This window comes from Acidobacteriota bacterium, assembly GCA_016208495.1.
Classification (GTDB): Bacteria; Acidobacteriota; Blastocatellia; order Chloracidobacteriales; family Chloracidobacteriaceae; genus JACQXX01.
This window is the reverse complement of record JACQXX010000049.1, coordinates 1-25968: the sequence shown is the minus strand read 5'-3', so window position 1 is coordinate 25968 and position 25968 is coordinate 1. Positions and strand designations below refer to the sequence as shown.

General features: G+C 50.8%; 20 protein-coding genes. 7 read left to right on the top strand and 13 right to left on the bottom strand.

From position 1 onward, the window contains the following. Positions 1-231: 231 nt before the first annotated feature. On the bottom strand, positions 232-1830 hold the full coding sequence (locus tag HY774_08455) for a sigma 54-interacting transcriptional regulator (GenBank protein ID MBI4748508.1): 1599 nt from the start codon (positions 1828-1830) through the stop codon (positions 232-234). A 387-nt stretch (positions 1831-2217) separates the two neighbouring features. Here HY774_08455 and HY774_08450 point away from each other — a divergent pair, with 387 nt between their 5' ends. From HY774_08450 to HY774_08435, 4 genes are all read left to right on the top strand, one after another. Continuing rightward, positions 2218-2763, top strand: a complete 546-nt coding sequence (locus HY774_08450; GenBank protein ID MBI4748507.1) for a carboxymuconolactone decarboxylase family protein — start codon at positions 2218-2220, stop codon at positions 2761-2763. 174 nt (positions 2764-2937) lie between these two features. Then, positions 2938-3381, top strand: coding sequence for a nuclear transport factor 2 family protein (locus HY774_08445; GenBank protein MBI4748506.1), 444 nt, complete (start codon positions 2938-2940; stop codon positions 3379-3381). A 51-nt stretch (positions 3382-3432) separates the two neighbouring features. Next, positions 3433-3993: a carboxymuconolactone decarboxylase family protein gene (locus HY774_08440; protein ID MBI4748505.1), complete on the top strand. Its 561-nt coding sequence runs from the start codon at positions 3433-3435 to the stop codon at positions 3991-3993. A 147-nt stretch (positions 3994-4140) separates the two neighbouring features. Next, positions 4141-4755: a pyridoxamine 5'-phosphate oxidase family protein gene (locus HY774_08435; protein MBI4748504.1), complete on the top strand. Its 615-nt coding sequence runs from the start codon at positions 4141-4143 to the stop codon at positions 4753-4755. 195 nt (positions 4756-4950) lie between these two features. Here the strand turns inward: HY774_08435 and prmA are convergent, their stop codons facing one another. Both prmA and HY774_08425 read right to left on the bottom strand, forming a co-directional pair. After that, a complete protein-coding gene (prmA, locus tag HY774_08430; GenBank protein MBI4748503.1) occupies positions 4951-5865 on the bottom strand; it encodes a 50S ribosomal protein L11 methyltransferase in 915 nt (304 codons plus the stop codon). Positions 5866-5923: 58 nt separating this feature from the next. After that, positions 5924-6886, bottom strand: a complete 963-nt coding sequence (locus HY774_08425; GenBank protein ID MBI4748502.1) for a helix-turn-helix transcriptional regulator — start codon at positions 6884-6886, stop codon at positions 5924-5926. Positions 6887-7070: 184 nt separating this feature from the next. On the opposite strand from HY774_08425, the gene HY774_08420 reads away from it, so the two are divergent. After that, the gene (locus HY774_08420; protein MBI4748501.1) at positions 7071-8135 is read left to right on the top strand and encodes a DJ-1/PfpI family protein; all 1065 of its coding nucleotides are present in this window, start codon (positions 7071-7073) and stop codon (positions 8133-8135) included. A gap of 93 nt (positions 8136-8228) precedes the next feature. Here HY774_08420 and HY774_08415 read toward each other — a convergent pair whose 3' ends face one another. The 4 genes from HY774_08415 to HY774_08400 form a co-directional block, all read right to left on the bottom strand. Continuing rightward, positions 8229-9065 (bottom strand): dihydroorotate dehydrogenase electron transfer subunit, encoded by an 837-nt coding sequence (locus HY774_08415; protein MBI4748500.1) that lies wholly within the window; start codon positions 9063-9065, stop codon positions 8229-8231. Positions 9066-9446: 381 nt separating this feature from the next. Beyond that, on the bottom strand, positions 9447-10403 hold the full coding sequence (locus tag HY774_08410) for a Gfo/Idh/MocA family oxidoreductase (GenBank protein MBI4748499.1): 957 nt from the start codon (positions 10401-10403) through the stop codon (positions 9447-9449). 162 nt (positions 10404-10565) lie between these two features. Then, positions 10566-11615, bottom strand: a complete 1050-nt coding sequence (locus tag HY774_08405; protein MBI4748498.1) for a hypothetical protein — start codon at positions 11613-11615, stop codon at positions 10566-10568. A gap of 135 nt (positions 11616-11750) precedes the next feature. Next, positions 11751-12803 carry a class I SAM-dependent methyltransferase gene (locus tag HY774_08400; GenBank protein MBI4748497.1) on the bottom strand — a complete coding sequence of 351 codons (1053 nt, stop codon included), beginning with the start codon at positions 12801-12803 and terminating at the stop codon, positions 11751-11753. A gap of 104 nt (positions 12804-12907) precedes the next feature. On the opposite strand from HY774_08400, the gene HY774_08395 reads away from it, so the two are divergent. Further along, on the top strand, positions 12908-13099 hold the full coding sequence (locus HY774_08395) for a hypothetical protein (protein ID MBI4748496.1): 192 nt from the start codon (positions 12908-12910) through the stop codon (positions 13097-13099). 116 nt (positions 13100-13215) lie between these two features. Here the strand turns inward: HY774_08395 and HY774_08390 are convergent, their stop codons facing one another. From HY774_08390 to HY774_08365, 6 genes are all read right to left on the bottom strand, one after another. After that, a complete protein-coding gene (locus HY774_08390) occupies positions 13216-14289 on the bottom strand; it encodes a flippase-like domain-containing protein (protein ID MBI4748495.1) in 1074 nt (357 codons plus the stop codon). Positions 14290-14413: 124 nt separating this feature from the next. Next, positions 14414-15121 carry a glycosyltransferase family 2 protein gene (locus HY774_08385; protein MBI4748494.1) on the bottom strand — a complete coding sequence of 236 codons (708 nt, stop codon included), beginning with the start codon at positions 15119-15121 and terminating at the stop codon, positions 14414-14416. Positions 15122-15205: 84 nt separating this feature from the next. Further along, positions 15206-16852 carry an alkaline phosphatase family protein gene (locus tag HY774_08380; protein MBI4748493.1) on the bottom strand — a complete coding sequence of 549 codons (1647 nt, stop codon included), beginning with the start codon at positions 16850-16852 and terminating at the stop codon, positions 15206-15208. 213 nt (positions 16853-17065) lie between these two features. Further along, a complete protein-coding gene (locus HY774_08375; protein MBI4748492.1) occupies positions 17066-17929 on the bottom strand; it encodes a DUF4435 domain-containing protein in 864 nt (287 codons plus the stop codon). 33 nt (positions 17930-17962) lie between these two features. Next, positions 17963-19321 carry an AAA family ATPase gene (locus tag HY774_08370; protein MBI4748491.1) on the bottom strand — a complete coding sequence of 453 codons (1359 nt, stop codon included), beginning with the start codon at positions 19319-19321 and terminating at the stop codon, positions 17963-17965. 16 nt (positions 19322-19337) lie between these two features. After that, positions 19338-20708 (bottom strand): sigma-54-dependent Fis family transcriptional regulator, encoded by a 1371-nt coding sequence (locus HY774_08365; GenBank protein MBI4748490.1) that lies wholly within the window; start codon positions 20706-20708, stop codon positions 19338-19340. Between the two features lie 223 nt (positions 20709-20931). Between HY774_08365 and HY774_08360 the strand changes: the two genes are divergently transcribed. Next, positions 20932-25287, top strand: a complete 4356-nt coding sequence (locus HY774_08360; protein MBI4748489.1) for a response regulator — start codon at positions 20932-20934, stop codon at positions 25285-25287. Positions 25288-25968: the final 681 nt, after the last annotated feature.

Genomic DNA, 25968 nt, shown 5'->3' with positions numbered 1-25968 from the left:
TGATATTGACCAGCACGCTGACTTTGCTGAGCAATGGATTCAATCACTGACTCAGACTGAAGCCTTACTCAAGGCTGGCATCTTATCAAAGAACTTTTGGTTGAAATCTTTTTTCAAATAACTTTTGCTAACTCACTTAGAATCAAATCCACTTGACAGAGAACTCAAAATCCCAACGCTCAGCTACTGACTACTGACTACTGACTACTGACTACTGACTAAAAACTGAGATCATTTCCCGATTCCAAGTGTTTTCATCCGTGAAGCCAGGGTTGAGCCTGGAAGCCCCAGTCTTTCAGCAGCACCGCCTGGGCCATAGATTTTCCCACCTGATTGCTCAAGTGCCGCACGAATGGTTTCACGTTCCTGGGCGCGAACCGCTTCTTTTGAGAGGGGTTTAGCCAGAGCCGCGACAGGTCGCGGCTCTTTGCGTGTCTGGGCGAGTGTGGTCATTGACCTGGGTAAAATTTCATCAAATTTCAACTGCCCGCACGAAGACAAAATCGCTGCCCGTTCGATCACATTTTGCATTTCACGAATATTCCCCGGCCACGGATAGGCTTGCAGTTTTGCGAGTTGCTCCGGTGATAATTTGAGATACGGGCAACTGAAGCGGTGGCGTGCCTGACGAATGAAATGATCAACCAGCGCGGGAATATCTTCCGGACGTTCGCGCAACGGTGGCAGGTGCAGCGGAAAGACACAGAGTCGGTAGTACAAATCTTCACGAAAGCGTCCTGCCGCAATTTCTTCTTCCAGATTGCGATTGGTGGCGGCCACAATTCGAACATTGGTCCGGCGGGTTTGATCGTCGCCAATCCGTTCAAAGGTTCCTTCCTGGACCGTCCGCAGCAACTTGCTTTGTAATTCAATCGGGATTTCCCCAACCTCATCCAGAAACAACGTGCCGCCATCCGCCAGTTGAAACCGTCCCACCCGGTCTTTGACCGCGCCTGTAAATGCCCCACGGATGTGGCCGAAAAACTCACTTTCAAACAATTCACGTGGAATTGCACCACAATTGACTTTGACCATCGGTTGGGCACGGCGACGGCTGCGCTCGTGAATGGCACAGGCGATCAGTTCTTTTCCCGTTCCTGACTCGCCGGTAATCAAAACGGAGACATCAGTTGGAGCGACCATTTCAACGGCACTGAGCACTTTTTTGATGGCTGGACTGGTGCCGACAATTTCGCCAAATGACAGGGCTTCTTTGACCGACTCCCGCAGGTATTCATTTTCAAGCTGGAGTTTTTCCTTTAACTGCTCAATTTCGGTAAATGCCCGGCAATTGGTAATTGTGACCGCGCCATAGTCGGCAAACATCCGCAGCCAGGAAAATTGTTCGCTCGTAATTTCCGCCCGTGAAAACACAGCCAGGACGCCCAAAATCTCCCCTCGAAAAATCAGCGGTTGCCCAGCAAAGCAGTGAATCTGTTCGCGCCTGGCCCATTCCGGATGGGCAATCCAGGCATCAGAGTCAGCAAAGTTATTGATTAACAATGGGTTCCCCGTCGCACCAATCTGGCCGATTTTCCGAGCATAGAGTGGAAATCGTTGAAAATTACCATTGATGTGTGACCAGGCATCAGGTGGTTCGTGCCATGGTTTGCCGGCACTGGCAACCAGATGCAGGCAGTAGCTTTGATCACGACACTCAGAACGCATTTGGCAGTCACCGCAAATATCGCCGGGTTCTTTCAACCAGAGTCTGGCCAGGGCAATGCCCGGCTGGTTGAGCAACCCGGTCACCATCTGATCGAGTACTCGTTTGCGGCTGCGTTCCTGGGCAACGGTTAAGGCAAGCGATTGAAGAGCTTGAAATTCCATAAGTTAGGGCTTGGGGCTGAGGGCTTGGGGCTGAAGAACATGTGTCCATATGCATCAAGCTTAGGATTTTAGGCCCGCAGGGTCGCCGTTCAATAGCCGTGGTGCAAAGCCCACGGTCTTCGAAAAACCATGGGCCAACGACGAAGAATACAGGAGACGTCACGATCTTTCGTGATTGTAATCACGAAATTTCGTGATAAAAAGGGTTTTTCGTGATGCGATAAAAGACACCTGGAAACGAATTAAAATATTGTAAAAAAAGCAGTTAGGTGTTGTATTACTTCTCTGGCACGCAGCTTGAATAGAGAGAAATCGTGACGGCGAGAAAGAAAACCCGATCACGAAATACTTTTATTTATTGAGATAACCCCAAAGGAGATTTTTCATATGAGCCGATTACATGCTGTTGACCCACAGACTGCGACTGGAAAAGCCAAGGATTTGCTTGACGGAGTTCAAGCCAAACTGGGTGTCACACCCAACCTGATGCGGACGCTGGCCAATTCGCCGGCAGTCCTCGAAGCCTACCTCAATTTCAGCGGTGCGTTAGGAAAAGGAAAGCTGGGCGCCAAAGTTCGCGAACAAATCGCCCTTGTCGTGGCCGATACCAACCAGTGTGAATACTGTCTGGCGGCGCATTCCTACATTGGAAAATCCACCGGATTGACCCCGGAAGCGATTGCCGATAGTCGCCGCGCGACCTCAAGCGATGCCAAAACCAGTGCTATTTTGACCTTTGCCCAAAAACTGGTGATCAATCGCGGGATTGTTTCCGACCGTGAACTTGAACTGGTCAAAGAAGCTGGCATCAGCGAAGGCGAGAGTGCCGAAATCATCGGTGCCGTGGCGCTCAACATTTTTACCAACTATTTCAACCACGTTGCCCAAACCGAAGTTGATTTCCCAAAAGTTGAGCTGGCCGCCAGCCGGTGAGAAAACCAGGGCTGAAAAAGACGGGTTGAAGACTCGCAAGCTCGGGGCTGAAGAACACGGGTTTCATACCCTGAGCCCGAAGTCTGCAGCCCCAAGCCCTGAGCCCTGAGCCCGAGGATTGTTCAGCCCGAAGTCTGCAGCCCAATGTCTTCAGCCCAAAATTCGGAGAATCCTATGACCAACGAAGCAACCAAACCTGTCCCCTTAGTGCCGCCATTTACGCGGGAAACGGCGCTGGCCAAAGTCAAAGCGGCGGAAAATGCCTGGAATAGCCGTGACCCGGAACGGGTGGCCCTGGCCTACACCCCGGATTCGGAGTGGCGCAACCGAACCGAGTTTTTCACTGGCCGTGAAGCCATCAAGGCATTTCTGCAACGCAAATGGGCCAAAGAACTTGACTACCACTTGATAAAAGAACTGTGGGCATTTACCGAAAACCGGATTTCAGTTCGATTTGAATACGAATGGCGGGATGTCGAGACCGGTCACTGGATGCGCACCCACGGCAATGAACACTGGGAATTTGATGAACAGGGCCTGATGCGGCGGCGCGATATGAGCGCCAACGACTATCCAATTCAGGAATCAGAGCGCCGAATTTTCCCATCGAGCCGATAAGGCTTTGTTTTGTAACAGATTACCAAAATTTACATACAGGAGATTTTTCCAATGTCACGTTTAAACGTCGTTGATCGTTTGACCACCCAGCCCGAAATCAAACCTTTGTTTGAAGCAGTTGAGTCACAATTGGGCAGCGTTCCCAATTTTCTGCGCGTGTTTGCCAATTCCCCCAAAGCCTTAGCCGGGATTTTGGCGCTCAATGGCAATCTGGGACAGGGATTGCTCAACGCGAAATTGCAGGAACAGATTGCTTTAACCGTTGGTGAAGCCAATGCCTGTCAATATTGTGTTTCAGCCCACACCGCCATCAGTCAGTCGCTTGGGTTGGACGCCATTGAAATTGAAGCCGCCCGGCAGGGGAATGCCAGCGATGAAAAAGCACGTGCCGCTGTCCAGTTTGCCAACGCTCTGGTGGACAATGATGGCAATATCACCACTGGTGAGTTGAAAGCCGTGCGGGATGCTGGATATTCAGACGGCGAAATTGTCGAAATCATTACCCTGGTTGGTTTGAATACGACCTTGAACTACCTGGGCAAAGTGAGCCGGGTCGAAATTGACTTCCCGGAAGTGACGTTACTGAGCCGGTCGGCCAGCGTAGCTGGCTAGGCCATTTAGAACTCAAAACTGAGGACTGGGGGGCAACCAAAGGGATGAGGGATGAAGGGTGAGGGAGGAAAAAGAAAATCGGTTCTTCAGCCCGGCTTCTTCAGCCCTCAGCCCTGAGCCCGAGGATTTTTTCAGCCCGAGGATCATATGACTCAACGATTTGCCGATATTGCCTTTACAACGAGTGTGAAAAACACCCAGGAACATTATCGCACCCGCCGGCAGAACCAGCGTCTGGAAAAAGCCGATTGGGGATTGGACGGACTGACTGAAACCGAAGCCCAGTTCATCAGTGAGCGCGATGGGTTTTATCTGGCTTCGGTCAATGAGGAAGGCTGGCCCTACGTGCAGTTTCGTGGTGGACCCAAAGGATTTTTGAAGGTTTTGGATTCACACACATTGGGTTACGCTGATTTTCGAGGGAATTTGCAGTACATCAGCATGGGCAACATCAGCCATGACAACCGGGTGTCACTGATTTTGATGGATTACGCCCGGAAGCGGCGAATCAAAATTTTTGCCCGGGCTGAAGTTGTGGACGCCAGTCAGGCGCCGGAATTGATTGAACAACTCGAAATGCCTGATTATCGGGCAAAAATCGAACGAGCCGTTGTGCTCCACGTCGAAGCCTTTGACTGGAATTGCCCGCAACATATCACCGCCAGATTTACCCACGACGAAGTGCTGCAAATGGTGGCGCCGCTCCAGGAGAAGGTAAAACAACTGGAAGCCGAGATTGCAGCCTTGAAAGTGATCAGATGACCAGATGACAAGGTGACAAGGTGACAGGGTTACCACTGACGAAGTGACCAGATGACAATGTGACAATGTGACAATGTGACAGAATGACAATGTGACAGATGACAAACTTGGTATTGTCATCTGTCAGTTGGTCACCCTGTCACCCTGTCAGTTGGTCACATTGTCACCTTGTCATTCTGTCACCTGGTCATCTGGTCACTTTGTCAGTTTCCGGCTCAGGATAGCGCGCCATTCACCGCTGGTTTTGATTTCAAGTGTCTGGAGGCCGGCTTGTTCAAGGGTGTGCTGCACTTCATCAACGTGCAGGCTGATGATGCCCGAGAAGATGGCGTGCCCGCCAGGTTTGAGTGATGCAGCCAGTGGTTCGGCCAGATCAATGATGACTTCGGCAATCAGGTTGGCCAGGATCAAATCGAAATGGGCTGGCGGGTAGTCCGCAACACTGCCGGTTTTCAGTTCGATTCGATCTGCAACCTGGTTGATTTCCAGGTTTTCAGCCGCGACTCGGATGGCTTCGGGGTCATTGTCACAGGCAAAAACGGATGCTGCTGGAAAAAGCCGGGTCGCTCCAATCGCCAGAATTCCAGTTCCCGTTCCAATATCGCCAATCGAGGTTGGGGAAGTCGGCAGTGCTTCCAGAAATTCAAGGCACATCCGGGTGGTATCGTGAGTCCCGGTACCGAAAGCCATTCCGGGATCAATTTCAATCCAGTGCCGCCCGGCAAAATCGGGGTTGGCCTCAGCTTCGGGACGTTTCCAGGAGGGAATGACCAGCCAGCGCGAGCCAATCACGAGGCATTCGTAGCTTTTCTTCCATTCTTCCTGCCAGTCGCGTTCTTCAGTTCCGTCAATTGTCACCGAATACAAGGCATTTGGGGATTCGCCAGTGGATCGCAGCCCTTCGCGGAGCTGGTCTTCCAGATCAGCGGGACATTCATCCGGAGCAAAAAAGATCCGCAACTGGATCTGGTCATCAGATTCCAAAACAGTTTCAATGCCGGTGGCATTGAAGTCCCAGCACATGGTTGATAGCAGTTCCTCTAAATGGCGTGCCGCGACCAGGTCAACGGTTGGCCAGATTCGAGGTGTTCTTGGTAAAGAATTCGGCATAGTGTGTGAACGTTTGAAATTGTCCAGGTTGAAAGTTGGATAGGCTGATAGCCAGACTTTACCAGAGTTCCGGCAGGTTCTCAGGTCCTGTCGGGCAAATATTTTTTCCGGAAAGCAAAACGTTGCGAAATTCGCCTGGAGTCGCACCCGTGATGGTCTTAAACACCCGGGTAAAGTGGCTCTGGTCAGAAAACCCGGCGGACAGTGCAATTTCAGAGAGCTTGAGGTCAGCCTGGGAAAGCTGCTGAGTCGCGAAATGAATCCGCAATCGCTGCAAATAATCGCCAATCGGTTGATGAAAAACCTGCCGAAATGTTTTTGAAAGATGAAACGGATGGACACCAACCTGGGTCGCGATGGCGTTGATGGTGAGATTTTGATGGAATTCGGCATGGAGCAAATCAACCGCCTGGAGCAACCAACCCGGCGGACGGCGGGTTTTTTCAGGTTGTGCCCGGGCAACGGTGGCCAGCATCTCCAGTACCAGCCCTTCGACCGCAAGTGGTGAATAGGCGTCAAAGTCGGTGCATTCACGATAGAGCCGGAGTGCGAGCCAGACGAGTTCTCCGCCGTGCAAGTCACAGGTGGAGCCAGGCATCGTTGTATATTCCCGCAACCGGTCAAGCCAGTGATCCGCAATTTCAATCGCAAAAAAATGTCCGCCCTGATTTCCAATCTCATCCCGATGAACTGTATCGGGCGGATGATATCCAATCGTCAGTGGCTGGTAGACAATTTCCTTGCGTCCAAAGAATTCACGGTAACTCCCATTGATGAGCAGGCAAAAATAGGCTGACTCGTGCGCGTGTCGCCGGAGTCGTTTGGCCGTTTGGTGATGGAGTTGAGACAACGTAAAGCCAGAAAGTTTGTGGTTTTTGGATACGCTGCCATAAAACTGGCCGGGTTGCAGATAGCCAGTATCCTCGGAAGTCGGGGCAAGTTTTCCCATAAATCCTTGTTCGGCGCTGGTTTTGATGTGTTGGTAATTTGGATTTGAAGTGTTGATTTTGGGGAAACGCAATCCCTACGAGGCTTGTTCCTGCAAACTGGAAGTGCGCCGTGCCTGCTAGGAATCTTTGAACGGTACAAAAGTACTTTGGTCTGTTCAAGACAGGCCCGAAAATCGGGGACTAGAGTGAGTTCACAACCGAGATGAAAACCACTGGCCGATCAATCCGATATCAGAAAAAGGTACCGAATTCCTTATGAAGAAACTCACGATTTTCTTGAGTCTGCTGCTTTTGAGCGTGGCACAGGCGGCCCTACCCTGCGCTGCAAAACCGCAAATCCAACCAACTTCAACTCAGGCAAAACCCATGACGTACCCGCTCAACCTGGCAATTATGCTTTTTGAAGGTGTACAAATTATTGATTACACGGGTCCTTATGAGACTTTTGGCCACGCCTACGACCACGGTCAGATGTTTAATATCTACACGGTTTCGGAAAAAGGCGAAACCCTGACCACAGCTATGGGAATGACTGTCACGCCAAAATACTCGTTTGCCAATTGTCCCAAACCAGATGTCATTGTGCTTCCAGGAGGTGATGTTGATCCGAGTCTGGCCAATCCAACCGTGATGAAATGGATTAAAACCCAGTCGGTCCAGGCCAAATATGTTATGTCAGTCTGCAATGGGGCCTTTTTCCTGGCTGAATCTGGATTGCTTGACGGGCAAAAAGCGACCACCTTTTATGGGATGATTGACGATTTGCAAAAAGTGGCCCCCAAATGTTCAGTTGTGATTGACCAGCGATTTGTTGATAACGGGAAATTTATGACCACCGCCGGGTTGTCATCGGGGATTGACGGCGCCCTGCACCTGATTGAAAAAATTGCTGGATTTGGCGTGGCGCAACAGGCGGCATTGTCAATGGAATACAATTGGCAACCCAATTCCGGATATGCCCGGGCCAGCTTTGCTGACAGGCATTTGCGGAAAGTTCTTGGTCATCAAGGGTTTGCCATTCCTGACACCACGCTGTGGAAAGTTTTGGAGCAAAAAGGAGATACCACATGGTGGACCAAAAAATGGAAGGTCGGAATGGGATCGGCTTCTGATCTGCTCAAAATCATTGATACCAAACTGGCGGAAAGCTGGACCAAAGTTGACTCGAAAAGCTCGGCTGAACGGGCAACCAGTACCTGGAAATTCACTGATGAAAAAGGGGTTGCCTGGAGCGCATCGGCAACCACCGAACCAGTCCAGGGTGAGTCAAACACCCTGCTATTAACAATTTCGCTGACAGGTCCAAATGGTTCGAAATAGTGGAATGAGGGAGTTTTTCAGGGTTTAGGTAGGGACGAAAATGACGAAACGGACAAACGTTCGAAAACCCTGAACCCTGAACCCTGAACCCGACTACTCCCACACAATCTGGTCACAGCGAAAGACCGGGCCTTCGATGCAAATGCGCTGGTAATCAAAGTCGGCTTCGCCTTTGAGTCCGGCACCAGCCTCTTTAATTCCCACCACACAGCCGACACACACGCCAAATCCACAGGCCATCCGCTCTTCAAGTGAAGCATATCCAAGGAGTTGTGCTTCATTTGCAATTTCGGCGATTCGCCGGAGCATCAAGGGTGGGCCACAGGTATAAAGGACATATTTTCCGGCTTTAAGGTCCTGGGCGTGGTCAAGCAGAAAGCGTTCTAGCGGGTGAGTCACAAAACCGCCAACGCCACGCGAGCCATCATTGGTGGCGACGTGAACCTTGCAGCCAATGCTGATGAAATCATCCAGGCCAATCAAATCAATGGCTGAGCGTCCGCCGAGAAAGAGTCGGACGGAGACACCTTGTTTGGCCAGTGTTTCGGCCAGCAGAAAGAGGGCGGCTGACCCGACACCGCCCGCAACCAGCAGTGCTTCGCGCCCTCCGACCAGCACTGGATCCAGTTGAAATGGTTTCCCAAGGGGCAACAGGCAATCAATGGTTTGTCCCACGACCAGGCGGCGCAAGGCTTCGGTGCCCCGGCCAAACACCTGATAAATAAACTCAATATGCGTTCCAGCGGGGCTGGATTTCACCCGGTAGACCGCCATTGCCCGCCGCAGGATGGGTTCATAGCTGTGATGTGGGCGAAGCATTCCAAACTGGCCTGGCTCAATCGTCAATTTTCGATTTGGAACGAGCAGGCTCAAATGTCCATAGCTGCCAAAAAGCTGATTTTTTTCAATGGTGGTAACAGCGTCAATCATAAAAACTCAGGGTTCGGGGTTCAGGGTTTCGGGGTTTAAAAAAAGACCGAAAGGACAAAAAGGACGAAAGGGACAAAAAGGACATAGGGACCCAGAAGAAAATAAAATCCGACTGAAATCGGGTTCAGGGTTCAGGGTTCAGGGTTTCGACGATGAAGCGACTAATCCCACGCACGATGAAGACTGGGAACTGGCGGGTACCATTCAACGTGGACTATTTGGCCCTGAACCCCGAACCCCGAACCCTGGTGGTATGATATTTCCATCCAACTCCCATAAATTCGAAAACCCGGAACCCTGACCAGATGACAGGGTGACAGGGTGATTTTTTTCATCCCTCATCCCTCATCCCTCATCCCTTAAAGGACCCGGAACCCTATCTCAGGGGTTGAGACCTGTCCGGGCCGCATGGGCCTGGATTTCTTCGACCACTTTGAGGCCAAGTTCCAGGGCGCGGCGCCCGGTGTAGCCATCCACTTCAGGTGTATCTTTGGTTTGGACACACCGCACAAATTCAGCCAGTTGGGCGCGCAACGGTTCATCTTTCACGACGTCCAGAAACTGTTCGGTAATTTGCGGATGAGGTGTCGCGGGATTCGGAGGTCTCAGGCTCCAGACCCCGACTCGCTGTTCGGTGTAGTCAATTGACACATAGTCGTGAGGTTGGAAAAACCTGATTTTCCTGACTTTTTCAGAGGAAATTCGGCTGGCCGTCAGGTTGGCAACACAGCCATTGGCAAATTCCAGCCGGGCATTGGCAATATCAATTTTGGCCGAGAGGATTGGAATGCCAACCGCATGCACTGACCTGAGCGGTGAGTTGACAAACGAGGTCAGGATATCCAGGTCATGAATCATCAGGTCGGTGACCACATCAATATCCAGACTGCGCATGGTAAAAACACTCATGCGGTGGATTTCAAAAAATCGAGGATTCTTAATAATTTTTCGGGCGGCCTGAACTGCCGGGTTAAACCGTTCCAGATGACCAACCTGGAGCACACAGCCGTTTTGCCGGGCGGTGGAGATCATTTCATCAGCTTCGGCCAGGGTCACGGCAATTGGTTTTTCAACCAGGACTGATTTTCCAGCTCGAAGCAACTCACAGGTCATTCGGCAGTGATCAACCGTCGGGACCGCAATGCTGACCGCATCAACCTGGTCAATGAGTTCGTGATAATCCTGAAAAAAGGACGTCTGGTAGTGGGCGGCGATTTCTTTTCCGGCTTGTTCGCGCGTATCACAGACCCCAACCAGAGTGACGTCGGGGAGTGAGGCATAAATTCGGGCGTGGTGTTTGCCTAAAAAACCAACGCCAATGACACCGACTTTAAGCATAAGTTCACGAAATTCTTAAAAAGAGCCATCTGACTGGGCAGATATAGCTCTTCAGGAAAGGTTCAGAGTATCGTCTTGAGGCGAAAGGGTTTCATCTTTCGTCCCGCTCGGCAAACCTCACGCCTGAAGGCGTTACTCTGAACGAACAATCAGGCTGATGTTTTATTTCTTGGCTGGAGGTGCTGGCGGTGTCCCTGGAGCCGGTTGGGTTCCATCTGCCGCAGGCGGCGGGGCCGGTGGCTGGAATACCACATTGCGGAAAAAGTCGCCGACATTGCCCATGTATTCGTCACCGGTTTCTTTGGTAAACGAGGAGAATTTGGTCACGGCTGGGGTGGAGATTTGGGCATGTTCTAATCCAATGGTGTCAAAAATCTTTTTGGAAGAGGCTTTGGCAACTGGATTATCACCTCCGGAAATCACCAGAACTTTTTTACCTTTGGTTTTGATCTTCGATGCCGCCGCAACTGCCGATCCCGCACTCTTGTACTTGCTCTTGAGATAGATATCCATTCCGGTATCAATCATTGAGTAGGCCAGGTCGGACTTCAAGTTAAACACTTTGTTCAACCGGTTGTGGGTATAATCAGTTGGGGACAATGGCGGGGAATCAGCCACAATGCCTCTAATTGAATCATCATCGGCGGCCACCATCAGCGAGGCATAAGCGCCGATATCAATCCCAAGCACCCCGATATTCTCCGGATCAACCAGAGGAATCCCTGTGGGACTGATTTTGCCAATATCTTTGTTGTATTTAAGCCCTTTGAATTCCTTAATGGCATTTTGAAGATCGGTTTTTTCCATCGCACCCAGGGCACTGAAATCAGCTTTGTTGTTTCCGTGATACCGCAGGTCATACATCATCACGTTAAAGCCGCGCTCCCAGAGCCGATACCCCATCAGCAACATATCTTCGCGATTCATTCCATACCCATGAGTCAGAACAATTCCCGGTGCCCCGCCACCAAATACCAGAACCCAGTAGTTGAACTGAGTCCCATCAGACGAAAATGTCTTTTTTTCCCAATACATTGACATCACTTTGGTCAACTGGGCTGGCGCTTCTTCATCAACTGCGCTTTTCGGTGGATGCGTGACTGTTTTGACGATATATCCAACAACTCCACCCAAAATAATCACAAATCCCAAAACAGACGGAAGAAAGATTTTTAAAAACAACCCCCACTGTGATTTTTTCTTGCGCAACATAGGTTTTCTCCGGATTGGTTTTGTTCGCAGTTAAGGTCAAACGCGAATGAGGACGAGCAGGCTGGAAACAATGGGCTGAAGACATTGGGGAGTTTCGCCCTGAGCCGGGCTTCTTCAGCGTTCAGCCCAAGATCTTCAGACCTGGTTTGAGTCAGGTTTCCGGCCCAAAAGCACGTGGTCAAACCAGGCGCCGCCTTTGAGTGGTTTGATTTGAATGTTGATGAGACCAACGGATGTGAAAAAGCGGGTAAACTGGTCGGCAGTGTAGGTGCCGCCTGACATCATATTCAATCCAAACAACTCTGGGAATGGTGAACTCGAAGATTTTTTTGAAAGTGGGCTGGCCAACATTTCCTGAACGATCACCATTCCACCTGGAACCAACGAATTGAGCCCTTTTTTCAAGAGGCGTTTGACCCGAGTTTCGTCAAACCCATGCAATACCCCAGAAAACAAGACTGCCTGATTGTGGGTGCCATACGAATCGTTCACAAAGTCGCCAGCCCGAATCTGAACTCGATCCGCAACGTCCGAACTGGCGATCAGTTCTTTCGCCACAGCCGTAATTTCCTCTGAATCAAGGACTTCGGCAATCAGACCTGGGTATTTTTGGGCCAGTCGAACCGAATAAGTGCCTGAGCCGCCACCCACATCAAGCAATCGTTCACACTTGGAAAGATCAACCGTGGCACACAAGGCGTCTGCCTGACCACTCATGGCAATATTGTGCATGGCCAGAATCCAGGTTCGATCAGCGCGTTGTTGTTCGGCTTCGGTTCGGGCTTCCTGGACGGCACGTTCAAGAGGGCCGATTTCCCCCTGTCTGATTAAGTGATCGAGTTCACCAAAGCGAGTCCACAAATCTCCGAAGTACTGCATCAATTCGCCTTGAAACGTGGGTTTCCCTCGAACCAGAAACGTTGAGGCCAGCGGGGAATTGCTGTAACTGCCATCGGACTCAAGCATCAGGCCGAGTCGGACACAGGCTTGCAGGAACTTCTCAATCGAATGTTTTTGCGCTTTCAGGTGTTTGGCCAGTTGATCGCTGGTCAATGGCTGCCGTTCAAGTTCATCAAAAATCCCCAGACGCAAAGCGGCGAGCAACACACCACTTTGCCAGAAGGCATGTCCCAACTTATACAACTGATCAACTGGGGGGTGTTTCGGCTGAGTTGCTTTTTTGCCCATGGGTGCCTCCGCGAATGAAGAATCTTTTTAGTGGCTAGTGATGCCAGTTAAGGGTTGAAGTGTTTTTTAGTTTTCATCCTGAAGGGATGGAGTAAGGTGAGCCGGTGGTCAGCGTCGCTTTGGACGCGCCACCACCGGATGCGGGTCAGTTCCAGATTGCCCCCGCCCGGCCAGCCGCCGCCATAGGCGGCGGCTGGCCGGGGTGTGGAGGCGACGTTTTCCCAGGGTTGCACCCTGGGCTACGAGCCTGCCACCCGCTTCGCGGGTTCAAATCCGCTCATTTTTTCAACTCTTAACTGGCGTTAATGGTTAGTATTTGGTGCTTGGTACTTGGTACTTTGGAATCAATGCTTGCGAAGAACCAAAAACCAAGAACCAAGAACCAATTGGTTTCTTCATTCTTCATTCCATGTCACTGGCGCAATTTCCAAACGCCCTGGGTGATTGACAGCAGGCCGCCAAGGATTGCGTTCGCTGTCATCAGGGCATAAATCAGAAGTGAGTAGCTCAAGGCTGCTTCGTGGCCAATGCCAATTTGACCGAGCAGGTAGACCAGCAATGCTTCGCGCACGCCCAGACCATTGGGCGGGGAAATCGGGAGCATCCGGGCCACATCAACCAGTGAAATAAACCCGAACAAAATCGGGAGTGACAGATTTAACCCAAGCGCCAGCGCCAGGGAATAGGCGCTCAGCACCCATACCAGCCGAACAAACAGCGAGACCACCAGCGAGAGCCAAATCTGGCCAGGGGCGGCTCGAAATGCCCGGGCAGCACCCAGCATCCGTTTGATGATGTCTTTGACAAACGTCGCTCCCCACCAGTGTGAGACCTGTCTCCAGCCGAAGGCCAGAAATGCGAGCAGATATTGTTCGAGATATTGACTGAATAAAACCACGGTCAGGACCGTGACCACACCCGCAAAAAAGACCAGGCCCCCCAGCCATTGGCGAGGATTGAGAAATTCGTGGTTGGCGGCCAGTGCCAGGGCAGCCGTTAGCAGAACGCCCCAGGTGCCAATCAGTCGTTCAACAATAAGGGTTGCCAGGACCAGCGGCTTATTGCGCATGGTGCGTTCGAGTGTGTAGAACCGAACCGCATCTCCGCCAAGGCTGCCGGGAACAAACCCATTGATAAACGCGGCATGAAACTGGGCCAGCAGCACTTCACGAAATAAAACGGCCCGGGAGTGAACCCAGGCCAGCAGGGACAACCGGAGTGACATCGCCGCCAGCATGACCAGATTCAGCCCGAACGCCAGCAAGACATACCACAAGTTGACCTGTTTCAAATGAGAAACAACTTCGGTCAGGTTGGCTTTGCGCAGGACAAAAACCAGTGCCAGACCACCCAGCAAGATTTGCACCAGCGCCCACAGTGACCGTCGTGAGGTCGAATGTGTTGTTGGTTGGCTATCGCTTGAAGCCGGAACAGCAAGGGTTGCCGTGCCTTCGGATGAGTGGTTGATTTCACTTTTCGGATACATTATTGAAGAATGAGTCAGTGGTTAGTGATTAGTGGTTAGTTCTTGGTTCCTGGTTTTTCTTTGAAAGTATTGATTTCTAACCACTAACCACTAATTACTAAAAGTATTGATTTCTAACCACTAACTACTTCCTTTTTGATTTGAAGTGGATGTTAACCCAAATATTTGCCAGTTCTTGAAGTGTGTACAGAATATGGCTGGGGCGAACAGTTGACTGGCCGGCGGTACGTGGATAGTGGCGAACGCCAATTTCCGTCATGCCGAGCTTATGATACCGGGCTTTGGCCAAAACTTCAGCATCTACAAAAAATCTTTTCGATTCAATCGTGACTTTGTCAAAAACCGACCGCCGAAAGAGCTTAAAGGCACAGTCAATATCCCGGACCCGGATGCGGAAGATGATGCGCACCAGCAAGTTAAAGCCCCACGAAAGAAAAAGTCGCGTCAGCGGATCAAACCGGTAAATGCGGAAGCCACAGACGATGTCATAGTCTTCAAGCGGTTTGAGAAAATTTTTGATTTCACGCACGTCAAACTGATTGTCTGAATCCGTGTAAAACACCATGTCAAAGCGTGCGCTGGTAAAGCCGGTTTTGAGTGCTTCGGCATAGCCTTTGTTGGGGCGATGGTGAAAGACCCGGACGCGTGGATTTTCTTTCGCCAGGGTGTCGGCGATTTCTCCAGTTCGATCAACACTGCCGTCATCCACAACGATCACTTCATAATCGGTTAACGGCAGGGTTTTGAGAACTTCAAGCAACTTGTTGACAGCCGTTTCAATATTTTCTTCTTCGTTATAGGCGGGGAGTACCGCGGAGAGTGTGGTGAACATTTGTGTATAGGGTTCAGGGTTCGGGGTTCGGGGAAAGAGCGAAAAAGACAAAGGTTCGAATACCCGGAACCCGGAACCCTGAGATTATCCAAGATAGCCAAGGCTTCGCAGGCGCTCACGAACTTCCGCATCATCTTCTTCTGAAAACGAAGCGATTTCTGTTCCGGTGTAATCCTGATTGGTATAGACCGGCTGATTTGAAGCCAGATACTGGTCGGAAATCATTTCTTTCAGGATGCGGCCATCCATGTCGTTGGGAATTGGTTTGTTGAAGAGGTAGAGCAACGTCGGCGCAATATCCATGATATTGGCCGAAAGCCGTGTGCCGGGTTTGATGTGTGGGCCATTGGCGACAAAAAAGCCGTTCATCCGATGGTCGCCGGAATTACCATAGACATCAGTAATAAAACGGTTTGAAGTTAAGTCGAGCGTCCCAAGCGGTTTATAGCGCATATCCGCTGGCAGGAAAGAGATGTCAGGAGCTTCGGCAACGTGCGGACCGGAGTAGATTTCCTCGGCTCTCCAAATTGGGCCAATTAAGGGCTCGCCGGTTTCCGGGTGTTTCAGACTGCGCAGTTGGGCAATCACTTCCTGCGCCACTTTTTCATATTCGGCGCCGGGTTCAACCGAGCCGTGTGGTTCACGACCCTTGAGGTTGATGAAAATCTGGCCGTAATTGCCCTTCGAAAACGCTTTGGTTCGTGACCAGTCAACATCGGCCAGCGACAGCATGACTTTGTTGATCAGTTTTTGAAGGGATGAGCGGTTGGTCACACCCATCGAAAGCCGCAATTTGGCCAGTCCAATCGCCATCGAAACCCGATAGCCGGTTTCAGGTGTCAATCCAAGCTTGAAGAACAATTTTTTGAGGGCGGTCATGGCACCGGGTTTAAGTTGAATCAGACCCTGTTCAATCATCCACACGTTGAAGCACAAAAACTTGGTGATTGGTCCAAAGCCATGATCAGAACCCATCATCATGGTGACCTCAGGGCCCGCCGCATCAACCATCTTGCCGACGCTTTCGTCAACTTTTTCCCAGAACTTGAGCACCTTTTCGCGGTACTTTTTGACTTCCTTCGGATCTGACATCGGGTGGGTCGGATCCATAATATGCCAGAGTTCGTGCTGGCAACGGTCGGTGCTCCAGATGTGGGTAAAGTAGAAATCCCACGGTTTGTTTTTCATTAAGTAGCAGTTGACGCTGGTTTTATAGTCCAGTTCGTCATAAAGCTGCGCCAGCACCTGATCCACGCGTCCACGGGTATAGACTTCGGTGATGTAGAGCCGGTAAGGACCAAATCGGGATTCAAGTTCCTCGCGCAATTCCACCGGGTAGGTGTAATCGGTCTTACCGAGCGGCGTCAGAAAATCAGCCACCATCATGCCATTGAGCGGTTTGGGCGGGTATGTCACCGGCATATTGGTCACCGTGACCTGATGACCCAGATCCGACAGGATATCCCACACGGCTGGACTGTCGCGCAGTGTCGAATTGATGGGAACGTCCAGTTTGTTACCCCGACGCAGCAGAAACTCGAAAATGCTGTGTTTGCCAGGATTGGTGCCGGTTGACATTGACACCCAGGCCGTGGGTGTAATTGGTGGGATGGTGGTTTCAAGTGGGGCGCGGGCACCGCGTTCGATCAGGGCTTTGAGGCGCGGCATGCGTCCTTCAGCCATTAGCGGATCAAGAACATCAAACGTTGAGCCATCAAGCCCAATGAACAAAAACTTACTACTCATGAAGACCTAAAATGAAGAATGAAGAATGAAGAATGAAGAATGAAGAATGAACGAGTATTTGATTGAATCAAAATTGGTTAATCGCCTCATAATTCATCATTCATGATTGGGTGTTTGGGGATGGGCGGCAAAGTACCATTCACCCCAGAGGGTGTCAAGGAAACAGAGGGGGCGCCACAGGGTGTTGAGTGCCTCATCTTACAAGGAGTCACGCAGAACCTTAAATGGAGGGTTATTCTGTTCCCACTGGCGAATTGATTGGAAAAGCTGAGTTGTTGCGAAATGGGAAGATTCAAACGCCAATCGGAGGCTTCGTTCAATAATTTCTGGTTCGACCTTTCCTGTATCATTGGTCCCAAGTGTTTTTCGAAGTGCAATGGATAAGATTCCAGTCAAATCATGTCCACAACAGACGTGTTTCGGATCATGGTTTTCAGATAGGAGCTTCACAATTTGACGATTTATTTCTATTTCGTTCAGGGAGTGTTGTTGTGAATTGTTTTTGACAGTTCGAATCAGTTCAGATGGGTCAATTTTCAGAGTGTTTTCCTGTAAAAAATTGCGATAAGACAGACCTTCAAATTTGAGATTCAGGCGTTGCTGGAGTGAAAGCCACCGCAAATATCCAACTTTTTTAGCTTCAGAAAAAAGAACTGACCGAATATCCTTTTGAACCCGTTGCTCAAATCGCTCAATTTTCTCGGCTGACCCCAGTTCCGTCAGGACTTTGTCCAGTGCTTGCGAACGAAAGAGCATTACTTCAAGGTCATGATGATCTGATAGGAACAGGTTTGAACTGGTCGGGAGGTTGTTTTCCAGAAGGTCGAAATCGGCGTCAACTACGGCTAAAACACCGGCAACTGATTCATTCTCAAGTATGTTCAAGGCTGCCAGAGCTGTTTCCTTACCAGAAGCAATCATCCGGTTGCAGTGACCCGATGCAACGAGGTTTTTATAAAACCGGGCATCCTTATCCCCCTCAACAATGAAAAAGGACCCACTGAACTGGGTCCGTTTCATTCGCACTTCGTTGGCAATTTCGTGAGGAGTTTTGGGTCTCATTGAATCAGTCAAGGATAAAGCGAGGGCTGTAACTCACGCGACGGGCACGGGGAGCGGGTGCTCGTCATTGATAATGGCGGTTTTGCCATTCATCTCTGGTCCTTTGAGTTCAACTGTGAGATCCCATCGGTCATAAATAATTTGAGGTGAGTGAGTTGACACAATCACATCAAATTGAGCTAATTCAATGATTTGCTCCAGATCCTGGAGAAATTGTTCCTGCCAGGCAATGTGGAGTGAAATTTCGGGTTCATCAATCAAAATCAATGAGTTGGGTTTCACCCGAAATAAGAATTCATACAGGAAAATCAGTTCATGTTGTTCGCCGGATGACAGGTCGGACGGAGAAAGCGGCTGCCCATCAGAGGTTCTAAAGGTAAAGCCCTGCTCCTGACTGATAGACATTTCCTTATATCGAAATCGCTGGTTGATGATTTTCTTAAAAAGTTCGAGTTTGGCTGCAATTTCATCAAAGACCCCCAGCTTCTTTTGGACATCCTGAATGTAAACCCCTAAAACTTCTTTATTCCGATCATCAATTGTCGAAGGGAACTGGAATTCAACGCTTTCCCCTTTTTCCAGTAAACCAGCAGATTGGAGATAGCTTCGTTTCGCTTCTAAATCCTTTAGTTTGGCTAACAACTGTTCGGTTGATGTACTTTGGGCAGGATTTTCATTCAGGAGTCGCGCTGGGAACGTTCGGTCTAATGATTGAGACAGAGAAGCATAGTGCCCAAGCGTGGTTTGGATTGTTTTGGCTAACTCTTCGGAATACTCAGTAACTTTGGAAATAACTGGTTGCAATGCTTCGGATTTTTTTGATGGTTTGGATGGATATATCAAAAGTCGTTGAGTTTCAATAAAATGGACAGGGAATTGATCTTGAAGTGATTTAAGCCATTTAGGCGTATCCACTTTGCCTGGGATGTCAGAATGAACGTCAAAAGACTCCTGGAGATTATACTGAGGAAAACTCTTTCGGAAGATTTCAAGAGTTGCCGCATTAAGGGCAGTGGTAGCCTGCTGATAAAAAGCACTTATTATTTTGTGGGTATCACCAAAAATGAATTGCTCGGTGATTTTGGCACCTTGTCTGAGTAAAATTGCTACCTTCTCGGCATTTTTCTTCCTTGGTGTACCGTTTTGATCCTCAACATACTGAATAACTTCAAGCGTTACATCATCATCAAATAAAACCTGGAAGCTATCAAACGGCACCGATTCCAGAACCGAATATTTCGAATTAAACAGCCCGTCAATCAATTTCAGAATCGTAGTTTTCCCCGAGCCATTCGGGCCATGAAGAATCGTAATCCGGTCTTCCTGATTGAGCGGGATCGTGTAATCGAAGATTCCAAAGAGCTTCTTGACAACGATCTGGTTGATTCTCATAGGTCACTCCTAAAAATTAGCCACGAATCGAAATTCCCAACGTCTTAATCCGGCGATACAGGTGGCTGCGGTCCATATTCAAGGCTTCGGCGGTGTGGGTGACGTTGCCGTTGTTTTCGGCCAGTTTGCGCTGGATGAACTCGCGTTCATAGGCTTCCTGGGCTTCGCGGTACGAGTCAAACCGGAAACTCGCCAGCAACGGGCCATCGGTTTGGGTAAACGGCAGGTCGTCAGGTTCAATCCATTCGCGCTGGGTCATAATCACCAGCCGTTCGACTGTGGCCCGCAGTTCGCGAACATTTCCCGGCCACGAGTAATGAAGCAGCTTGTCAATCGCGGCCTCGGTAAACTGGCGTGGGGTGCAGCGGTACATGTCAGTATAGATTTTGGTGAAATGATCAACCAGGATCGGAATATCTTCGACGTGTTCGCGAAGCGGCGGGATCTGAAAGGGAATCACGTTGAGCCGGTAGAACAAATCAGCTCGAAAGTTGCCTTTTTCAATCTCTTCATCCAGACGTTTGTTGGTGGCCGCAATCATTCTGACATCAACCGAAATGGTGGCATTGCCTCCAACTGGTTCAAACGATTGCTCTTCGAGCACTCGCAACACCTTGGCCTGGGTTTTGAGGCTCATATCGCCGATTTCATCCAGAAAGAGCGTTCCGTTGTCCGATTGTTCAAATTTGCCCCGTCGCTGCCCGGTGGCCCCGGTAAACGCTCCTTTGGTGTGGCCAAAAAGTTCGGATTCAATCAATTCTTCCGGAATGGCCGCACAGTTGAGCGCCACAAATGAACCGGAAGTTGCCCGCAATGACTGATGATGGAGCGCGCGGGCCACCAGTTCTTTCCCGGTACCGGTTTCGCCATAAATCAATACCCGCCCGTTGGTTGGTCCGGCAAGCGCGATTTGCTGGCGGAGCGCCCGCATCGGCACACTGTCTCCGATGATCAGGTGGTCGCGCTGGTGACCATTTTCACGTCCGGCGCCGTTCTCTCGCGATGCTGTTTCCAGCATTCGAGCGTGGGCTTTGATCGCATTGCGAATGGCATCCAGGGTTTTTTCGATATGGAGCGGTTTTTCAATAAAGTCGGCGGCTCCAAGTCGAGTGGCCTTCACCGCCATCTGGATTGTGCCATGGCCTGAAATCATCACCACTGCCGTTTCGGGATGGGTCGCCCGGATGCGTTCAAGGACGGCCATGCCATCCATTCCAGGCAGCCAGATGTCCAGCAGAATGCAATGATAGGCGTGTTTTTCAATAACTTGCAGGCAGTCTTCGCCTGTTGAAGCCAGATCCACCGAGAAGCCCTCGTCTTCGAGGACCCCCCGCAGCGAGTCACGGATACCAGTTTCGTCATCAACGACCAAAATGCGATAGGACATGTAAATTCAGTGATAATTTATTCGAGATATTGGGCTGATTCAGTTATAGTGAGCCGTGCCCGGTCAGTGGATATGATTGGCTCAATCGTTCAGGTGCAAATTCGACCAGCCTCAGGAAATAGTCAATCATACAAGGACTGCTGTAAGATTCAACCGTGGTTTTCCTAACCGCTTGAAAATCGCTACCCCAAACGATTCTTGATTTTTCCCTTCAAACAATTCCATGCCCCAGGCCAAAGATCAGCACCAGCCCTGCCGGTTTTCCAGTTTCCCTGTTTCTGGGTGGATGTGGCGCGTCGTGGTGGTCGCCTTACTCGTGGTGCCCGTCTGGATTGGGTATTGCTTTGGAGCTGAACCCCAGGCCGAGTCGTTTTCTCCGTCAAACTTCCCTCAATCGCTGGAAAGTCAATTGTTGCCGGTTGCCCCAGGTGTGGCTGCCCTGGCACCGAATGCTCCATTTGGGCTGCCGGTTTTTCGAACCATCACCGAACGTGACGGATTGCCCCAGAATTCAATTCAGAAACTCTCTTTTGACCCGAAAGGCTATCTCTGGGTCGCAACTCAGGATGGGCCGGCCTATTACAACGGACGCGTTTGGGTCAGGGTTGATCTTCCAAATCGAGCCATCTCAAACAATGTCCGCGCCATGGTTGTCGCCAGCGACGGCAGTATCTGGTTTGGCACGGATGGTGGCGGTGTCCTGCAATTCAAAAATGGCGAATGGCATTCCTTTACCGAAGCGAGTGGCGCCTTGCCGAGCAATCAGGTGCGGTGCCTGGTGGAAACCTGGTCCATTTCTGGCCAGAGCATGATCTGGGTTGGGACTCGCAATGGATTAGCCTGTCTGGAAGCCGGAAAGTGGACGCATTACACCACCAAATCCGGTTTGCCAAATAACTGGGTGCTGAGTTTGCTTGAAACGCGAGGGGCCAGTGGAAACCGACAATTATGGGTCGGTACTGATGGCGGTGGGCTGGCCTGTTTTGAACAAGGCGAATGGTCGGTCTATTCGGTTGAGTCCGGGGCCTTGCCGCACAACGGAGTGCTGAGTTTGCTTGAAACCACATCTTCAACCGGCACCCGGACGCTGTGGGTTGGGACATCCGGCGGCTTGACCCGGTTTGAAAATGGCGAGTGGACCACCTTTGATGTGAAGTCAGGGCTTCCGAACAACATTGTGTTGACCTTGCTTGAAACCCGGTCAATAACCGGACAAAGCACCCTCTGGATCGGAACCTATGGGGGCGGGTTGATCCGACTGGACGAGAAACGCAACGAAAAACGGGCGGTTCCCATTCCGTTATCAACGACGATTCAAACCACACTTCAGAAGGATTATACGGTTTCGGTGTATGACACACGGTCTGGCTTGCCCAACAACGTCGTCTACAGCCTGTTGGAAAGCAAAGCTGAAACGGGGGTTCGAACCTTGTGGATTGGCACCCTTGGTGGCGGGTTAGCCCGATTGGAACAGGCAAAATGGACGGCGTTCAATACTCGAACCGGGTTGCCAAATGATCTGGTGTACAGCTTGCTTGAAACAAAGAGCACGGATGGAAATTCTATCATCTGGGCTGGTACTGACAGCGGACTGGCCCGACTGGAGCGCGGACAGTGGACGCTCTTTAACTCTGGCACGGGATTACCCACCAATGTTGCCTACAGCGTGCTCGAAACCGCCTCACGTGAAGGTACCAAAGCCCTCTGGGTTGGGACTTACGGGGGAGGACTGGCCTGCCTGGAAACTGGAAAGTGGACGATTTACAACACCACCAATGGCCTACCCCACAATATTGTGCGTGGGCTGCATCAGAGTGTGCTCCCAGGCGGCGAACGGTACCTGTGGGTTGCCACTGATGCGGGGGTTGCCCGGCTCTCATTGCAGGGCGCCATTTCGCCATCGGTCAGAGCCGGGAGTTTAGGCCAGCGATCTCCCTGGCTGATTTTTGACATGCAGACCGGGCTTCCAAATCGTGTCGCTCGATGTTTGACCGAAACTGTTTCTGCATCTGGTGAGCGGAGTTTATGGGTTGGAACGGATAGTGGGCTGGCACGACTGGACTTTCAATCGGAATTGAAATTTACGGCGGTGACAAATGGGCCCACTCATCCAGTTCTGAGCTTGTTGAGCACCGTCTCGGCTGATGGCAGTTACTGGTTATGGGCCGGAACGGAAGGTGGCGGGGTGTGGCGTTGCAATGTGGCTCGACCTGGAAGCCCATGGGAATCAATGACCAAAGAACAAAACCCACGGATGTTGAGCAATACGGTGAATCAACTCCGCGAAGACAGCCAGAAACGGCTGTATCTCTTTACCAAAAAAGGCATTACCCGGCTGACCCCACAGGCTTTGCGCCCAAATCAACTGGCTGAGTTTGACTGCTACACGTTTACCACCGATGACGGCCTGCCCAGCAATGAGTGTACCCGTGGCGCGTCGCTGGTGGACAGTCATGGTCGGATTTGGGCCGGAACTCTGGCTGGAGTTGCCCTCTATGACCCGGCCCAGGAAGTGAACGACCGCCGACGGAAACCGCTATTTATTGAAACCACCCTCCTCAATAACAATCCCGTCAGCCTGGAGCAGCTCACTGGCCAGTCGCTCGGTTATAGCCAGAACAATCTGGTTTTTGAATATGCCTTGCTGAGTTTTTTCCGGGAGTCGGACACCCGCTACCAGACCCAACTCGTCGGCTATGATGCTGTTGTTACCGACTGGTCAGCTACGCCACAGCGTGTGTTTACCAATTTGCCGGAAAATACCTATACCTTTCGAGTTTGGGGGCGCGACTACGCTGGAAATATCAGCGGACCGGTTGAAGTATCATTTCAAATCCGACCAGCTCCCTGGCGAACCTGGTGGGCGTATGTGATTTATCTTGCCGGAGTGATTGGTTTGGCCTGGTGGGTGATGCACTGGCAATTACGTTCGTTCCAGCGCCAGAATGAAGAACTGGAACGCAAGGTTGCCACGCGAACGGCTGAGTTGACCCTGACCAACGACGAGCTTGACCGCAAAAATGCTGAAATTGCCAAAAAGAATGCCGAACTGGCACTCAATATCGAGCAGTTATCCATTTCAGAAAGCCGGGCGCTTCACTCAGAACAAGAAGCCCTGGCAGCAAAAGAAGAAGCCCTGCAGGCCAGTCGCGCCAAGAGCACTTTTCTGGCCAACATGAGCCATGAACTCCGCACCCCGCTCAATGCTGTCCTGGGGTTTGCTCAGCTCATGGAACGTGATCAGCAACTGCTGGCTGAGCACCGCGAGAATCTGGCGGTCATTTTACGGAGCGGCGAGCATTTGCTTGAACTCATCAATGATGTGCTCTCAATTTCCAAGATTGAAGCCGGAAAACTCTCATTGGTGCTGGAGCCCTTTGATTTGAAGCTCCTGCTCAAGGGAATCCGTGAAATGGTTCAGGTTCGGGCACAGGCCAAGGGCCTCCGGTTGATCTTTGATCTGGATCCGGCCCTTCCGACATTTGTCCAGGGAGATGAAGGCAAACTGCGCCAGGTCTTGATCAATTTACTTGGCAATGCAGTGAAATTTACCGAAGTCGGGGGGGTTGCCCTGCGGGTGCAGGTGAATGGCGATCTACTTGAGTTTGAAGTTGAAGACACAGGGCAGGGAATTGCCGAAGACGAACTCACCAACCTGTTTCAGCCGTTTGTCCAGGCCGCCAGCGGGCGAAAATCAGCCGAAGGCACGGGGCTGGGGCTGGCCATCAGCCGGACGTTTATTCAGTTGATGGGCGGTGACATTCGGGTGCGCAGCACACCTGGAAAGGGTTCAATCTTTACGTTTGAACTCCCGTTGCCAGCCGTCAACGACGCCATTAAACCCACCCAATCCCGGCGGGTTCGCGGCATTACCTTTGGTCAGCCCACCTATCGCATTCTGGTGGTTGATGATGTGGCGGAAAACCGGTTGTTGCTCAATAAGTTGCTTTCTCCGATTGGATTTCAGGTGCGTGAAGCTGTCAACGGGCGCGAAGCCTGCGAAGTCTGGTCCGGCTGGCATCCGCATTTAATCTGGATGGATCTGCGCATGCCGGTTATGAACGGCTATGCCGCCACGCGCTTTATTCGCGAAGCCGAAAACAAACTACATTTTGATAAATCGCCTGGCCCTGACGCTGGCGGGGGAAAAGCCAGCAGCCGGTCCTTGCGGCGACCGCACACGGTGATTATTGCGTTGACGGCAAGTGCCTTTGAGCATGACCGAAAGGGAATTTTAGAAGCCGGATGCGATGACTTTGTCACCAAGCCCTATCGGGAACAGACCATTTTCGACAAATTAACCGAACATCTTGGAATTCAATTTATTGTTGAGGACGAAGCGCCGGTGTATGTTCCGCCTTCGGAAACGGCATTGACCACCGAGCGTTTTGCCCAGCTTCCACCCGAATGGATTGCGGAGTTGAATCGTGCCCTGACGCTTGGAGATTTAATGGGTGCCCAGAGCATCATTGATCAAATGAGCGAACTCGACCCGGACTTAGCCGATGAGCTGCGCCAAAAGGTCAAAGAATACCAGTTTGACGAAGTCTTTCATTTGATTGAACGAATGCAGGTCTGAGAGACTGTTTGGAAATTCCTGGAATTTCCGTAAGGTATTGATTTGAAAGAAAATTGTTCTTTGAGCCCGCGAAGCGGGTGGCCGGCTCGTAGCCCCGGATGGAGCGCAGCGGAGTCCGGGGAACCGACCCTTTCCTGGTTCAAACCCGCGCAGCGGGTGTCGCACCTGTGATCGAAGACTGCCGGCGCCTCCTTCGGAGGCTCACTTCGGAATGGCACGTAGTCCCAGGGTTCGAAGACTCACCCTGGGCTACGAGCCTTCCACCCGCTTCGCAGGTTCAAACACTGAATTTCCAAACAGTCCCTATAGCAGTTCTTAAATGAACGAATGACAAATATGTCTTTGAAGTCCTGTGGATGCAAGAAATGTGTGTACTGCGTTCACCTGAAAACTGCTATAAGGTTTGGAGTGCGGCGCACTTGACGCCGCTTTTCGTTTTTCGTTCTTCTTTTTTGTCAGTGACACTTCCCTGAAAAAACCTTCCCTCATAAAGCAGCATATTTTTCCATTTCTTTTTGATCTCTTCCGCAGGAATCATCAGTTGACTCACGTTGACTGGTTCTGTTATTTTGGAATCCTAACATCTTAGGCCGAATCGTATTCCTATTTAATCCTGGAAATCATTGCAATGCAATGAGATTGTACTTCTCTTTTTGAGAGAAGATGGGTCTATGTCCTTTT